This is a genomic window from Jeotgalibacillus aurantiacus (assembly GCF_020595125.1).
GTDB classification, from domain to species: Bacteria; Bacillota; Bacilli; order Bacillales; family Jeotgalibacillaceae; genus Jeotgalibacillus; species Jeotgalibacillus aurantiacus.
Map to the genome: position 1 here is coordinate 879,104 of NZ_JACNMS010000002.1, position 15,859 is coordinate 894,962.

Sequence of the window (15,859 nt, forward strand, 5' to 3'; positions counted from 1 at the left end):
GTTGATACGGAAAGCCTTTTGCAGGTTCATGATTGTTTCTTTGTTAAAAAAATGATACTTTTTTCATAAATGTTTTATTAGAAAAAGGTGATCACTTGTCAAACGTAAAAAAACTTCTACAGTCAATGAATTCAGCAAAAAAACCTTCAGACCTTAGTGCACCGGAATTTGAGTCTTATTTGTGGTTCAGAGATAAGGAAACCGAAGAGCTGATCGCATTTAATAAAAATGGGCTAAGCCCAAATGAACTTTCTTTGTTATCTATGCTTTTAAATCCATCATCACCCCCTCCATCCGGAAAAGCAGATGAATGGCTAAATTTTCTGCGTGACGATTCAGGCAACTGCCCACTGCCAAAAGGATCCAGCTTCAGAATGGTTCAATTCTCAAGCAATGCTGCTCTCGTTCAGGATGCTGATGAAGCACCACTCGACTATGTTTTCTCTGAACAGGCAGTCATCGTACTGAAAAATGAAAACAGCGGATTTGTCATCGAACCGCAAAGCAGCGATACCCTTTCACTGGAAGAGCTGGCTTCAGCATCACAGGCAATTGAAAATGATCTGGAAATCAACATCACATTTTTCGCAGGATCCTTTCATACTGTTAACGCCGAAACCCGGAGTATGCTTCTGATGGAAATGGACTGGTTTGAACAGCACACCTTCCACGACCACCGTCAGCCCGTACTGTCACTGTTTGACGTCATGCCCATCAACCTGATCAACCGCTTTTCCGACTTTGAAAAAAACACCCTGTTTTCAGCCATCTTTGAATTATTCGAAACCGAACAGGACCTTCCGCGCATCATCCAAACCTTTGTCGAGAACCTTTCAAACGTGAGCAGCACAGCCAAAATGCTCTACATGCACCGGAACAGCCTGCAATACCGTCTCGACAAATTCACAGAAAAAACATCCATCGACCTCAAAACCTTCTACGGCGGACTCATTGCCTACTTCGCCTGCCTAGAATGGAACCAGCGCAATGGCTGACCAATGCCGTGAACCGGGCCGGGCTCCCGCTTCACGGCTTTTATGAGTGCGGATTTAACCACTCTTTCCCGGTATTTGACCACTCTTTCGGAGGATTCGACCACTCTTTTCCGGTATTCGACCACTCTTTTGATTTATTTAACCACTCTCCTCCGTTATTTAACCACTCTGATTACCAGCACGCTAAAGTATGATCTCTTCACAGCTTTTTTATATTGCGTTCGGAAACAAAATAACCATTTAGAGCGCCGGGAGCATCCGCAGACTCCTGTGGCGGAAAGGAACAGGTGAACGGAGTGAGCTGATGTTGACTTATCGGACGAGTGGACAGGAAGTTTGCTAGTCCCTGCCCGCTGAAGCTAGACAAAGGAAAGCGGAGGATGGTCCCGGTGCGGCTTTTATAAATCACAATAAGTTCAGGTTCAGCCGCAGACTCTTATGTTCTAAAGGATGAGCCCTGCCCGATTTTTGTCACATTGCCCAAACCCCCCTATTCTTTTTGTGCACTATGTCCATTGGAAAGGCTTTCATTTAACGCTAAAATGAAAGCAGTTACAAAGAACAGCACAATGGAGGAATCAACATGGCAGAGTTAAAACTACAAAACATTTATAAAATCTACGATAAAGAAGTTACAGCAGTAACAGACTTCAATCTTCATATCCAGGACAAAGAATTCATCGTATTCGTTGGTCCTTCAGGTTGCGGTAAATCAACGACACTTCGTATGGTCGCAGGTCTTGAGGAAATCTCTAAAGGAGACTTCTACATTGACGACGAGCGTGTAAACGATAAAGCACCTAAAGATCGCGATATCGCGATGGTATTCCAGAACTACGCACTATACCCTCATATGAGCGTATATGACAACATGGCATTCGGTCTTAAACTTCGTAAATTTGACAAAGCTGAAATTGACAAGCGTGTTAAAAATGCTGCCAAAATTCTTGGTCTTGAAGCACTTTTAGATCGTAAGCCGAAAGCTCTTTCCGGTGGTCAGCGTCAGCGTGTGGCACTGGGCCGTGCGATTGTACGTGATGCGAAGGTATTCCTGATGGATGAGCCTTTATCTAACCTTGACGCTAAGCTGCGTGTTCAGATGCGTGCTGAAATCGCGAAGCTTCACCAGCGTCTTCAGACAACAACGATCTATGTAACACACGATCAGACTGAAGCGATGACAATGGCAACACGTATTGTTGTTATGAAGGATGGCGTGATTCAGCAGGTTGGATCTCCGAAAGAAGTATATGACAATCCTGAGAATGTTTTCGTTGGTGGATTTATCGGGTCTCCTGCGATGAACTTCTTCAGCGGAAAGCTTACTGAAACAGGCTTCCAGGCTGGCGATCAGCTGCTTGCTGTACCGGAAGGAAAAATGAAGACACTTCGTTCTCATGGCTATGTTGGAAAAGACATCATCCTCGGTGTGCGTCCTGAAGATATCCATGATGAGCCGGTATTTATCGAATCAGCTGCCGGATCTAAGTTCCTTGCAGATATCGAAGTATCAGAACTTACAGGTGCCGAGCTTATGCTTTACTCAAAAGTCGGTGGACAGGACTTTGTTGCCCGCGTTGACTCACGTTCAGACATTAAAGCAGGACAAAAAGTTGAGCTTGCTTTCAACATGAACAAGTGCCACTTCTTCGATGTGGAATCAGAGCAGCGCATTAAATAAGATGGTTACCCCCTTTAACCATATAAAAAGAGAGACGGCCATGATGCCGTCTCTCTTTTGAGTTTTTAATCACCGCACTCAACGGTCAATGTTCACCATTTTGATCGGCTGAATCCACTCCTGGTACTGCTCTTCTGTCACATACCCTGTTTCAATCGCCGCTTCTTTCAACGTGAGTTCTTTCCTGAATGCAAGCTTCGCAATTTCAGCTGCTTTTTCATAGCCGATATGGGGATTCAAAGCGGTCACCAGCATTAACGAATTGTTGACGTGACGGTCAATGACCTCAAGGTTCGCTTCAATGCCTGATGCACACTTATCGTTAAACGTATTCATCCCGTCTGCCAGCAGCGTGACGGACTGAAGGAAATTGTAAATGATCACAGGCTTAAAGACGTTCAGTTCAAAATTACCTTGGCTGGCCGCAAATCCGATCGTTGCGTCATTACCCATAATCTGTGTTGAAATCATCGTCAACGCTTCGCTCTGTGTCGGATTAACCTTTCCAGGCATGATGGAGCTTCCCGGTTCGTTTGCAGGAATGGAAATCTCACCGATCCCGCTTCGTGGTCCACTCGATAGCCACCTGATGTCATTCGCTATCTTCATCAGATCAGCTGATAAACCTTTTAAAGCGCCGTGAAGATATACGATTTCGTCATGACTCGTCAGTGCATGAAACTTATTATCTGAAGAGTAAAACGGGAACCCTGTCTGCAAAACAAGCTGTTTGGCAACGCGCTTACCGAATTCCTCGTGCGCATTAATCCCGGTACCAACCGCTGTGCCTCCGATCGCAAGAGATAAAATATGCTTATTTGCCTCCTGAATCATCGTGTTGGACCGCTCAAGCATCGCGCGCCAGCCGCTGATTTCCTGTCCGAGTGTCAGAGGCGTTGCGTCCTGCAGGTGTGTACGTCCAATTTTAATGATTTCATAAAACTGTTTTTCCTTCTGATAAAAGGTATCAGTCAGGTTATTTAATGCCGGGACAAGCTTTCCGCATACCGCTTTATAGGCCGCAATATGCATGGCTGTCGGAAAAGTGTCATTTGAGCTTTGAGACATATTTACATCATCATTCGGATGAACTTTTTCATCTGAACCCTGCTCTTTAAGCCAATGATTGGCACGAAACGCAATCACTTCATTTGCATTCATATTCGACTGTGTTCCGCTTCCCGTTTGCCAGACAGAAAGAGGAAAATGATCGTCCAATGATCCATCCAGTATTTCGTTACACGCCCGCACGATCGCATCCCGTTTATGTACAGACAATTTTCCAAGATCATAATTAGCCATCGCCGCCGCTTTTTTCAGTTCAGCAAAAGCATAAGTCACCTCGATAGGCATTTTCTCAATTCCGATCGGAAAGTTTTCCAGACTTCGTTGCGTCTGCGCTCCCCAATATTTGTCCGCAGGAACCTGAATCTCACCTAACGTATCTTTCTCAGTACGATATTCCATGATAATCTCTCCTCCTAACAAACACGTAATACAAATATTGTATCATGGTTAAAGCGTTTCCACACAAATGAGGATTAGACGGGATTCTTTCCCTGTACGACAATTTCCGCTAAACTTATATGTAGAAAAGATGGGAGGGGATTGTTATGAAAATCGCTTTGTTTGGTGCGACTGGACGGGTTGGAAGTGTCATTTTGGACAATGCCATTAAGGATGGTCATCACGTGCAGGCATTGGTCCGGGACGCATCCGCAGCTGTCAGTCATGATCAGGCAACCTATATTGTGGGGGATGCCTCTGTAAAAGAAGATGTGTTTCGCACCATTGCAGGGTGTGATGCCGTTGTCAGCGCAATGGGGACAGATAAAAAAGATGCTCTGACTAAATCAATGGTCCACATTCTTCCTGCCATGAGATCAGAAGGGATCCGGAGAATTGTCACAGTCGGAACCGCAGGCATTCTTGATTCTAAAAGAGAACCTGGAAAATTCCGATTCCACTCCTCTGAATCAAACCGGAAACTCAGTACAGCAGCAGAAGACCACTGCCGCTCCTATCTCATGCTGAAAGAGGCAGACCTTGACTGGACCATCGTCTGTCCAACGTACCTGCCGGATGGAGAAAGAATTGGAAAATATCGCACAGAAATCAACACCTTACCCGACGAACCATCCAGCATCTCCATGTACGACACCGGAGACTTTACCTACTCTCTCCTATTAAATCATCAACACATAAAAGAACGGGTAGGCATCACCTACTAAAAAAACAGCCAGTCTCCCCATCACGAGGTGAGACCGGCTGTTTTTACAATGAAACCAAGCAAGCGGCTCAGCCCGGGTTTTGTTTTCCTCTATCCTTCTAACCAATAAGGAGCAGATAGCATTTATTAAGGTGCGGACTCACTCGTAGATTCCTATGAGGAAAGGGTAAGTCTGCACCTGTTCTCTCTTTCATTTTCACCAAAGAAGAAAAGTCTGGAAATCTTACTGAGGGTCGAGGCGCATCCGAAGACTCCTACGGCAGAGAAGCGACAGGTGAGACAGCGTAGCGCGGAGCGCTAGCTGGCTCACCGCGCGGCCTTGGAAAAGCGGAGGCGACTCGTCCAGCCCCGACAAGCATAAGGCGAAGATGAATAGAGGGCTGATCTTTGCACTCTTTCATCTTTGACTTATGACCTCGAGGGGCTAGTCGCCGGAGCTAGACAAAGGAAAGCGAAGGATGCGCCTCGGCCCGATTCTAACAGAAAAAACGCCCGGATCACTCCGGACGCTTTTCCCTATACAGCCTTCTTCCCCTGCTGCAGCTCATACATCTGATAATACTTCCCGCGCCTTGCCATCAGCTCATCATGCGTCCCCTTCTCCACAATTTCCCCGCGGTCCAGCACAATAATCTGATCCGCATTCTTAATCGTAGACAAACGGTGCGCAATAATAAACGTCGTCCGGCCGGATTTCAGCGTCTCCATGGCCTCCTGAATAATCGACTCCGTCTCTGTATCAATACTCGACGTTGCCTCATCCAGCACAAGAACCGCCGGATTGAACGCCAGCGCTCTTGCAAACGAAATTAACTGCCGTTGTCCTGAGGAAAGCGTGCTTCCTTTTTCAATGACCGGCTCATCAATTCCCTGTTCAAGGTGAGTCAGCACTCTGTCTGCTCCAACCGCTTTCAAAGCAGCTTCAACTTGTTCTCTTGAAATCCTCGGATCATTTAAGCTGACATTTGATGCAATTGTTCCCGTAAATAAATATGGATCCTGCAGCACAATACCCATGTGATCACGAATTGTCTGCTTCGGTACATCCTGAATATTCATGCCATCAACAGAAATGATCCCTTTTTGATTATCATAAAACCGGAAAAGCAGATTCATGATTGATGACTTTCCTGAACCAGTATGCCCGACGAGACCGATCGTTTCACCCGGTTTCGCTTCAAAGGACAGGTTCTTTAACACATATTCATCGTTTTTATAGGCAAATGATACGTCATCAAACTTCACATGACCTTTGATGCGCTCCATTTTCCCATCAACCACAGTTTCCCCTTCTTCATCCATCAGCTTAAACACACGCTCACCTGCCACAAGGGCAAGCTCGAGGTTCGCCAGCTGATTGACAATCCCGGTAACCGGCTGGAACAGTCTAGTAATATAGTCAACAAATGCGTACAAAACACCAACCGTAACAACGGATTCCGCATTCAGCGCCCCGCTCCCGAAATACCAGATAAAAGCGACGAAGGTGATGTTTCTTAAAATCCCCACGAGATTATGAGACATGAGCGAATTCAGGTTCAATAGCTTATTCTGGAATTGAAAATGAGTCGTATTCTTTTCTTCGAATTCACCCTGTATTTTCTTTTCTTTTCTGAAAGCCTGAATAATCGTCATCCCCTGGATCGACTCGTTAATGGATGCATTAATCTCGCTCACTTTAGAGCGGACTGTCTGATTATATTTCGAGGCGTACTTGCGATAAATGACCATCCACAAAATCAATAGTGGAATCAGTACGAGACAGATTGCTGCCAGTGTCGGGTCAAGGATGAATAACGCAACGTAAATCCCGGTAATATAAATCCCGCTGTGGAAAAACTGCGCTAACACCTGCACATACAATTCTCTAATGGCTTCTGTATCATTGGTGATTCTTGACACTACTTTTCCTGCAGGCAAATTATCAAAATAGTTGATCGGAAGCCGCTGGATATGACCAAACACTTCCGTTCTCATTTTTTGAATAATCCGGTTTGCTGAACGCTGCAGCTGGAATTCCTGCCCAAAATGGAAAACAGCCGCAATAACGGTTAAGACAAAATAAAGCAGGACAAGCTGAATCATTCTCGGAATTTCCGGACGGTAAAAGGCCAGCACCTCTGACGCACTTAATTCTTCAGCACGGTAGGATACAGATTCCTCACCCGTACCAAAGATCAGCATGCCGTTTTCATAACTGCGCTCCCCTTCTGCCTCTGTCACCGGTTCGTCTACGAAATAGAAGTTCAGACCGATTTGAAAAATACCTGCTTCCCCTCCAGTCTGCTCTCCTTCATTCAGGTAGGCTTCCCGCTTATAAAATGTATCGTTATAAGCGACAGCGTCCTTCCCCTGATCCGTCTGCACCCACGTTTCCTCAATACCCATGATGTGATCATCAATCATTTTTTTAGCAATAAACGGACCTGCCAGTTCTGCTGCAACCGAGACTGTCAGCATGACCAGCGCAATGATGATCGTCTTTTTATACAGCAATGCATAATGGTAAAGTCTTTTTCCTACACTCATGAGCGCACCTCCTCAAGAAGCGACTCTTCAACCTGCTGGCGTTTGAATTGCTCAAAGTACCAGCCTTTTCTTTCTATCAGCTGCTGATGGGTTCCTTCCTCCATCACGCACCCTTCATTCATCACTAAAATCCAGTCTGCATGTTCAACTGCTGAGAGACGATGGGTTGTAATAATCGTCGTTTTCCCTTTTCTTTCGTTCTTAATATTTTCTAAAATAGCCGACTCCGTCTTTGCATCTACAGCTGACAATGAATCATCCAAAATCAGCAGGGACGGATCATCAATTAGAGCCCGCGCAATCGAAATTCTCTGTTTCTGTCCTCCGGATAAAGCGACTCCTTTTTCACCAACAAGTGTTTCCAGACCATCCGGCAGCATTTCCAGATCTTTCTCAAAATGAGCCATCTTAATCGCTCGGATAACATCCTCTTCCGATGCCTCATCCGCTCCAAACAGTATATTTTCCCTTACCGTTTTTGAAAACAAAACGTGCTCCTGCGGTACATAGCCAATCCATGACAAAACATGATTTCGTTTCTGATCCGCAATCGAGGTTCCGCTTAGTAAAATATCTCCTTCTCCAAGCGGATATTCCTTCAATAGCTGCTTTACAAAGGTCGTTTTTCCGCTGCCGGTTTTTCCGACAATACCAAGCGTCTGTCCCTGTTCAATCCGTACTGACACATTAGAAAGATTCGCTACATTGGATGAAGGATACTGAAAATCAGTCTGTTTAAATTCAATTCCCTGAAGCTCTCCGGGATACACCGGCTGAAGCGGATCAGGAACGTCTTCTGTATAATTTAATGTTTCATTTACACGATCCAAGGATGCATTACCGCGCTGCATAATATTAATGAGTTCACCGATTGCAAACATCGGCCAGATCAGCATACCGAGATAGACGTTAAAAGCGACGAGTTCGCCTAATGTAATGGACTGATTAAAGACCAGATAAGATCCATATCCGAGACCAATCATATAACTCATCCCGGTGATGATTTTTGTTAAAGGATTAAATAACGAATCAATCAACGCGACCTTCAGGTTTTTCTGATACACGTCCTCTGTACCTTCGAAAAACGCTTTTTCATCCTCGCGCTCCTGGACATAAGCCCTGATTACGCGCACACCCGCGACAGATTCCAATACGCGGTCGTTCAGATCACCAAACGCATCCTGCGCCTGCGTGTAGCGCTCGTGAATCTTTTTCCCGAGAAACTGCATCACAATGGCCAGAATAGGCAGTGGAAGAATAGCAGCAATCGTCAACTCCCACGATACAAGGAATCCCATCGCGACAACAATGGTCAGCATGTAGGCTGTTGAGTCAATTAGCGTTAATACACCAAAACCCGCTGTAACAGATACCGCCTTCAGATCATTAGTCGCTCTTGCCATCAGGTCCCCAGTCCGGTTCCGTTCATAAAACGTCGGCGTCATCTTCAGCATATGTCCCATAAACATAGACCTGAGTCTTCGTTCAATTTTATGAGCACCGCTGAAGAGAAGATACTGCCAAACATAGTTAATGATATAAGCCACTACAGCAATTCCCGCCAGAATGATGACATACTGCAGAAGGAGCGCCTGTGTTAATTCTCCAACAAAAATATCGTCAATGGCCATCCCGACCAGAAAAGGCGGTACGATTTCCACAACATTCGCAATCAGCAGGAGAACAATGGCGATCGTATACCGTTTCCAATGCTCCTTAAAAAACCATCCTAATTTTATAAAAATATCAAACATTCCAGATAACCTCCTTTAATCCGATTCCAATCAGGCTACCCACTATCCAGCTCCGCCTTGATTGTTCCTTCCCATGCAAAATAAATCATCCTGTTTTCCTCCTTCGTTTTTTTATTTATGACAACAGCAAATGCTGATATCAACTAAAAATTGGCATTAAAAAAGCATACCGCCCCAAAAAAGCACGGTATGCTTTAAAAAAGGACACAGACTGCACACGCAGACTGTGTCCTTTCCATACAAATTCAAATAAACATCATCAGAATCGTTAAAAAGGTTTTCGCTGCGTGTTATTCAATTTTGCTTGCTTTGTTAATTTTTTCATTAGATGTTTCATGACACGCAACTCCTTTCCAATCGATTTTTTGTCCATTGTTTGAACAACCCTAGAATATCCTACCAACTGACTACTGTCAATCTTTTTTCAGAATCTTTTTAAGATCTTTACATTCTAACTTTAATAATGGCACCTTAATCTTCCCTTTACCCTAAAAATAATATATTTCCCGCACAGGTTTGTTTAAAGGGGCGTTGGGTATCTTATTAGTAAGCTTTCACCCACTTTACATGATGAAGGAGGAACCCCCCGATGTTAAGAACAATCCTGATGATTATTGGCGCTATCGTTGTTATTGTATTCCTCGTGAACCTAATTGCTTAAAGGAGGAATTGAACATGGCTGATGAGAGAAAAGTTGAAGTTCATAAAGAGAAAAAGTCGGACAACGGCCTTGTAGGCGCAACACTAATAAAGTACACAGCTTACGTCATCATCTTTATCGGTATTATATGGTTTTTAATTAATTATATTCTTCCAATGTTCTAAAGCCCTGTTCATACAGGGCTTTTTTTACTATATATAGGTGCATGATCTGATTAATCAAAGCCTGCAGTGGGTATAGGTGAAAAAACGAACAACGAGGGGTGAATGTCATGTTTAAGCAAATTCTTGTTGCCTTTGACTCAACAGCTGCAAGCCAGAAAGCGCTAGATGCAGCCGTGGAACTCCACCGTCTGCACCCTGATTCATCACTCATTATTACGCACGTATCACTTGATAAGTCCCGCCGTGATGCAACCATGTACGAGCATTCCATGAATACGCAGACTGACCATCAGCCTGCAATGGAAAAAGAACAAGTAGAAACGCGACAGGATGAAAATAACAAACTGAATCAAGCACTGCTTGCTGCCAAGGAAGTTCTGGACTCAAGAAGTATTCATGCCGACTTTTATCCCCTGACCGGTTCACCGGCTGAAGCCATTGTTGACTACGCCATACATAAAGGCGCAGATTTAATCATCGTTGGCCGGACTGAAAAAAGTTCATTTCAGAAGCGCTTTCTCGGCAGCGTCAGTGAAACAATCGTTGAAAAAGCGCGCTGTCCCGTACTCGTTATGCGATAAAACCGTTTCATTTTCCCCTCTTATCCAAACTTTCGCTATACTATAGACAGGAATACATTTAAAGGATGATGGGATATGGCGCGACAGCGAAAAATGGACATGGAGGAACTGATGGAAGCAACTGAAAACCTGCTTCTTGAAAAAGGTTATGAAGGGTTTCATTTTAAAGCTCTTTCAGAAAACCTCAATGTTGCCCGCAGCACCATTTATGAGTACTACAAAAATAAAGACGAATTGATAACTGATTATATGAACATCCTGATGGAGCAGGTCATGAGAAGGATACGGTCACTTGCTGATCAGCCTTCTTCCTTTCTCATGCTTAAAGAGCTCCTTATTCTATTTATGGAATATTCGCAGGTATATGAAATGATCAAAATGCGCCCTTCACTCGATCAGAATGCTTCCCCACATGTAAAAGAACAGCTAAGTAAGCTTGATGCACAATCCAGGGAACTGTTTCAGATCCTTCTGGTTGAGATTGAAAAGGCAAAAAATGAGGGCTCTATCCGAAAGGATCTTCCTACCTCCCTTATTGCGGGTGTATTTTTCAACACTGTTTTGATTCAGAATACAGACCAAATCCCTCCCCGTGAATGGGCGGATCTATTATTCAGCCTGATCGAGGATGGCATAAAACCTAAAAACTGATCATTGAGGTGTGATAACGTGACGTCACTTGTCTGGATTAGAAAAGATTTTCGCATGCATGACCACCCTGCCCTCTTTCACGGGGCAGAAAATGGTGAAATCTTACCGGTATTTATACTGGATGACCGTGAAGAAATTGGAGAGGCACAGAAATGGTTTTACCATCATGCGCTTGATTCATTTACAAAACGCCTTGAAAACGCAGGCGGCAAACTGCTTATTCAAAAAGGGAATCCTGAAAAGATCATCCCTGACCTGATAAAAAAATATGATATAAAAAAGATTTTCTGGAATCGTCAGTACGAACCTGATCTAATGAATTCAGACAGATCACTCGGCGAAAACCTTCATGAGCAGGGAATAGAGGTCAACACGTATGAGGGCAGACTGCTTCTGTCCCCATGGGAAGTTCGCAAGGCCAACGATGAACCTTATAAAGTGTTTACACCCTTTTACAGAGCAATGCAAAAACATGATATTCCCGCTCCATTAAAAAGCGTGAAAAACATTTCTTCCCCTGCAATAAAGAAAGGAACCTCCATTGAACTGAAGGATCTTAAATTGCTGCCAGAAATCAACTGGACAGACGGTTTCGAAAAACGCTGGACTGTTTCAGAAGAGGCGGCTATCAGAAGATTTAAAGCGTTTGTGAAAAATAACCTGGGTAACTATAAAGATGGACGCGACTTCCCGGCGGATGAAATAAGCTCTGCATTATCACCCTACTTCGCCCTCGGTCTTCTCTCGCCACGGAGCACCTGGCATTTCATCAAAAAGAAAGCTGAAGCAGCAGGCGAACCTTTTTTAAGACAGCTTGTCTGGCGTGATTTTGCCTATATGCTGCTTGTTCATTTTCCCGAAACCGTTTCAGAACCGATGAACGATCAATTTTCATCCTTTGACTGGCTGGAAGATCAAGATGGATTACAAGCGTGGAAAAAAGGCAGAACAGGCTTTCCAATCGTGGATGCAGGTATGAGAGAGTTATGGGAAACCGGCTATATGCATAACCGGATTCGTATGGTCACAGCCTCGTTCCTGACAAAAGACCTTCTCATTCACTGGAAAGAAGGCGCAGACTGGTTTACCTACACGCTGCTCGATGCCGATCTTGCCAATAACACCATGGGCTGGCAGTGGGTAGCTGGGTCAGGTGCAGATGCATCCCCATTTTTCAGGATCTTCAACCCGATTACCCAATCGAAAAAATTCGATCCTGACGCAGATTACATCCGAAAATGGGTACCCGAACTCGCAAAGCTTCCCGATAAATACATCCATGAACCAGCTGCTGCTCCGGAAGAAGTTTTATCCAAAGCCGGCGTCAAACTCGGTGATAACTATCCCAAACCGATCGTCGACCACTCAGCAGCCAGAAAACGCGCACTGGAACATTATGAAAAAATCAAAAATAGGTAGTCAATATAAACCGGGCCTGCGCGTCCGGTTTTTTGATGCGGAAAGCACTAAACTGAGGAACTTTTAGTGGTGATTAGACCACTTTTTAGCTTTATTTGACCACTTTTTCTGGGTATTCGACCACTTTTTCGGAGTATTTGACCACTCTTTGAAAGTATTCGACCACTCTTCTGGAGTATTTAACCACTTCCTGGGTTTTTGACCACTCTTCTGGAGTATTCGACCACTTTATTGACTTATTTAACAACCTTATACTAAACAACGCAACCTAGCTCAGCTGACTCACCGCGCGGTCACCGAAAAGCGGAGGCGACTCGTCCAGGCCCGGTTTTTGAAAAATAAAAACAATGACCCCTATTTCCCGGGATCATTGTTTTTATTTTTCGGACTGTCATCCTTCATGACTTCATTCAGCCCTTTTTTAAACTCATATAACGTCTTCCCGGCTGTTTTCCCCAGCTCAGGTAACTTCGAAGGCCCAAACACAATAAGCGCCACAAATAAAATAATTAAGATTTCACCAAAGCCGAGGTTCATCTTACTCGTCCCCTTTACTACTTCATAATCTGATTATAACGCCAAACTTTAACAAAACACAAAACGTGCCCGCCTTTTTTCACTAAAGACGGACACTTTTTCACAAATATTTCTTATTTTACGCCTCTCCGCGCTGCTGCTTAATTTTCCGTTTCTTTTCAGACTCAGAAATATATAGTGCAACTGCAGCATCACCTGAGATATTAATGGCTGTACGACACATATCAAGCAGACGGTCGATACCGAGGATCAGTCCGATTCCGGCAACAGGCAGACCCACCTGGTTCAGTACAAGGGCCAGAAGGATTAATCCGACACCAGGTACACCTGCGGTTCCGATACTCGCCAAAACAGCTGTCAGAACGACGGTTACGAGCTGAATAAACGTTAATTCAATCCCGTAAACCTGTGCAATAAAGATGGTTGCCACACCCTGCATAATAGCTGTTCCGTCCATATTAATCGTGGCTCCTAAAGGCTGGACGAAAGAGCTTGCATGTTTGGAAACATTCAGATTTTTCTGGGCAGTTTCCATGGAAATTGGCAGCGTCGCGTTACTGCTTGATGTACTGAATCCTACCGTCATGGCAGGGGCAAAACCTTTGAAGAACCAGATCGGGTTCTTTTTCGCAAGAAATGCAATGATCGAACCATAAGTCACAATGGCATGAATGACGAGTGCAAGTAGCACAACGACCACATACATTAAAATACTCTGCAGTGATTCAAATCCTGCTTCACCTAATGCAGAAGCAATCAGACCAAACGTCCCGTATGGAGCAAACTTCATGACCAGACCAACAAGATACATGAAAATGTCATTACCCTGTTCAATCAGTTTATAAATCCCTTTTGTTTTTTCTCCCAGGACGGTCAGTGCGATACCGATAAAGATCGAGAAGGCGATAATCTGAAGCATGTTACCTTCTGCTAGAGCCTGAATTGGGTTTGAAGGAATGATATCCAGTAAGGTCTCTCCAACAGACGGGGTTTCTTCCGCCTCATAGCTGGCGGAATCTCTATCTTCCTGTGACAGCGGGGCATTACTTCCCGGCTGAATAGCTGACGCAAGCAACAGCCCGATCGTAATCGCAATGGCTGTTGTAATTAAAAAAGTGGAGATCGTTTTGATGCCCATTCGTCCAAGCTTCTTTGTATCACCAAGGCCTGCAACTCCTAATACAAGCGAGAAGAATACAATCGGCACAACGAGCATATTAATTAATCCGAGGAAAATCTCACCGAGCGGATTAAATAAATAAGTATCCAGCGTACCGAATAAATCCGGCGCCCATACATTTAAAACTAATCCTGTTATCATACCGAGCACGAGCCCGATCAGGATTTTAGCAGTTAAATTTAACTTCATAAACATAACCTCCTGCATCACATAAATATACAACAATAAAAAACTATACCCTTATTACTCTACTTGCTAACACATTCAAGATCAAATGAATAGGCGATAAACAGGTCAAAATGCATATTCCGAATTATATTTGGGTATAGTGAATTAGAAAGACGAAAGAAAGGGGCTGTTCATATGGATAGTAGAGTGGTTTACTTTATTTCTTCGAACCATGAACGCAGCTCAATTGCAGAGGGATGGGCTTCACGCCTGTATATCCCCAACACTGTTTTCAAAAGTGCTGGATGGGCAGATGCCAGAAAAAGCAGCCTTACATTAGAAGCAATGAAGGAGATCAATATCGATATTACCGGTATTAACCCTTCCATTATAGATTGGCACGATCTTCAGCAGGCTGATCTGATCGTCCTGATCCAGGATGAAGAAACAGACGAAAGGATTAACCTTGAACCATCTATTTCTCAAAAAGTTATTACCTGGAATGTTGTAAATCCTGAAAAGAGAGCTGCTGACCCTGTTACAAAATGGGTATTATTTCAGGAAATTTGTGACGATATCGCACTCAGGATCCGCGATCTTGAGCAGCACTTGTCAGCCCATGCTGTTTGACCTGAATCCTTATTTGAAGGATTCAGGTTTTTTTCTGTCTATGATTTATTTTCTAAGGACGGCTCTCACAGGACTGCCATCAGCTCCTACAATGTTCAGCGGCAGTGCAATCAGCTCGTACTCCCCTTCTTCCACATGGTCAAGAACGAGCCCTTCTAAAATATAAATGTCCTGCTCAAGCAGTTTATGGTGATTCTCGAGCTCTTTATTGTCAATAGGATCAACGGATGGCAGGTCTAAACCGATCAGACGGATACCTTTGTCAGCCAGAAAAGCCGGGACGTTGTGGTCCATAACAGGAATCTTTTCCGGAAATACAGACCGGTCATGCCAGCTTAATGTTTTTAACAATACTGCATTGGCCGTTCCATTTTCAAGTTTTGACTGTAAATCCTCTATAAAGATGGTGTCTTTTCCTGTTACGTCAACGACAGTGGCAGTTGTCATATAACGGTCGACGTCAAGCTCATGTACTTTCTTTCCATCCTCTTTAAAATGAAATGGAGCATCTATATGAGTACCTGAGTGCGCACTCATCTCAATTCTGCCAACATTAACTGATCCGCTCTCTTCCATCCCCCACGATACCTCATAGCTGAAACGTGTATCTCCTGGCCATGGAGCCGTTCTTTCAGATAACGGCATGGAAATATCAATCATCTTCATATTAAATAACCCT

At 44.1% G+C, this 15,859-nt stretch carries 14 protein-coding genes; 8 read left to right on the forward strand and 6 right to left on the reverse strand.

Annotated features, from left to right (window positions below):
- Positions 1 to 95 precede the first annotated feature (95 nt).
- Positions 96 to 995: a helix-turn-helix domain-containing protein gene (locus H7968_RS09125; protein WP_227395830.1), complete on the forward strand. Its 900-nt coding sequence runs from the start codon at positions 96 to 98 to the stop codon at positions 993 to 995.
- A gap of 583 nt (positions 996 to 1,578) precedes the next feature.
- Positions 1,579 to 2,676, forward strand: coding sequence for an ABC transporter ATP-binding protein (locus H7968_RS09130; protein WP_227395831.1), 1,098 nt, complete (start codon positions 1,579 to 1,581; stop codon positions 2,674 to 2,676).
- Positions 2,677 to 2,754: 78 nt separating this feature from the next.
- Here H7968_RS09130 and fumC read toward each other — a convergent pair whose 3' ends face one another.
- Positions 2,755 to 4,143: a class II fumarate hydratase gene (fumC, locus tag H7968_RS09135; protein ID WP_227395832.1), complete on the reverse strand. Its 1,389-nt coding sequence runs from the start codon at positions 4,141 to 4,143 to the stop codon at positions 2,755 to 2,757.
- A gap of 146 nt (positions 4,144 to 4,289) precedes the next feature.
- Between fumC and H7968_RS09140 the strand changes: the two genes are divergently transcribed.
- Positions 4,290 to 4,907 (forward strand): NAD(P)-dependent oxidoreductase, encoded by a 618-nt coding sequence (locus tag H7968_RS09140; RefSeq protein ID WP_227395833.1) that lies wholly within the window; start codon positions 4,290 to 4,292, stop codon positions 4,905 to 4,907.
- A 515-nt stretch (positions 4,908 to 5,422) separates the two neighbouring features.
- Here the strand turns inward: H7968_RS09140 and H7968_RS09145 are convergent.
- Positions 5,423 to 7,435, reverse strand: a complete 2,013-nt coding sequence (locus tag H7968_RS09145) for an ABC transporter ATP-binding protein (RefSeq protein WP_227395834.1) — start codon at positions 7,433 to 7,435, stop codon at positions 5,423 to 5,425.
- A complete protein-coding gene (locus H7968_RS09150; RefSeq protein ID WP_227395835.1) occupies positions 7,432 to 9,189 on the reverse strand; it encodes an ABC transporter ATP-binding protein in 1,758 nt (585 codons plus the stop codon). The genes H7968_RS09145 and H7968_RS09150 overlap by 4 nt, the downstream gene beginning before the upstream one ends.
- 675 nt (positions 9,190 to 9,864) lie before the next feature.
- Here H7968_RS09150 and H7968_RS09155 point away from each other — a divergent pair.
- The 4 genes from H7968_RS09155 to H7968_RS09170 all read left to right on the forward strand — a co-directional run bounded on the left by H7968_RS09155 (position 9,865) and on the right by H7968_RS09170 (position 12,665).
- Positions 9,865 to 10,014, forward strand: coding sequence for a hypothetical protein (locus H7968_RS09155; RefSeq protein ID WP_227395836.1), 150 nt, complete (start codon positions 9,865 to 9,867; stop codon positions 10,012 to 10,014).
- Between the two features lie 107 nt (positions 10,015 to 10,121).
- Positions 10,122 to 10,595 carry a universal stress protein gene (locus H7968_RS09160; protein WP_227395837.1) on the forward strand — a complete coding sequence of 158 codons (474 nt, stop codon included), beginning with the start codon at positions 10,122 to 10,124 and terminating at the stop codon, positions 10,593 to 10,595.
- A 75-nt stretch (positions 10,596 to 10,670) separates the two neighbouring features.
- Positions 10,671 to 11,246: a TetR/AcrR family transcriptional regulator gene (locus H7968_RS09165; protein ID WP_227395838.1), complete on the forward strand. Its 576-nt coding sequence runs from the start codon at positions 10,671 to 10,673 to the stop codon at positions 11,244 to 11,246.
- An 18-nt stretch (positions 11,247 to 11,264) separates the two neighbouring features.
- Positions 11,265 to 12,665: a cryptochrome/photolyase family protein gene (locus tag H7968_RS09170; protein ID WP_227395839.1), complete on the forward strand. Its 1,401-nt coding sequence runs from the start codon at positions 11,265 to 11,267 to the stop codon at positions 12,663 to 12,665.
- Positions 12,666 to 13,019: 354 nt separating this feature from the next.
- On the opposite strand, the gene H7968_RS09175 is transcribed toward H7968_RS09170, so the two are convergent.
- Both H7968_RS09175 and H7968_RS09180 read right to left on the reverse strand, forming a co-directional pair.
- On the reverse strand, positions 13,020 to 13,202 hold the full coding sequence (locus tag H7968_RS09175) for a twin-arginine translocase TatA/TatE family subunit (RefSeq protein ID WP_134375384.1): 183 nt from the start codon (positions 13,200 to 13,202) through the stop codon (positions 13,020 to 13,022).
- Positions 13,203 to 13,320: 118 nt separating this feature from the next.
- Positions 13,321 to 14,571 (reverse strand): dicarboxylate/amino acid:cation symporter, encoded by a 1,251-nt coding sequence (locus H7968_RS09180; protein ID WP_227395840.1) that lies wholly within the window; start codon positions 14,569 to 14,571, stop codon positions 13,321 to 13,323.
- A 174-nt stretch (positions 14,572 to 14,745) separates the two neighbouring features.
- Between H7968_RS09180 and H7968_RS09185 the strand changes: the two genes are divergently transcribed.
- A complete protein-coding gene (locus H7968_RS09185) occupies positions 14,746 to 15,180 on the forward strand; it encodes an arsenate reductase/protein-tyrosine-phosphatase family protein (RefSeq protein ID WP_227395841.1) in 435 nt (144 codons plus the stop codon).
- Between the two features lie 45 nt (positions 15,181 to 15,225).
- Here the strand turns inward: H7968_RS09185 and kynB are convergent, their stop codons facing one another.
- Positions 15,226 to 15,846 carry an arylformamidase gene (gene kynB / locus H7968_RS09190; RefSeq protein ID WP_227395842.1) on the reverse strand — a complete coding sequence of 207 codons (621 nt, stop codon included), beginning with the start codon at positions 15,844 to 15,846 and terminating at the stop codon, positions 15,226 to 15,228.
- Positions 15,847 to 15,859: the final 13 nt, after the last annotated feature.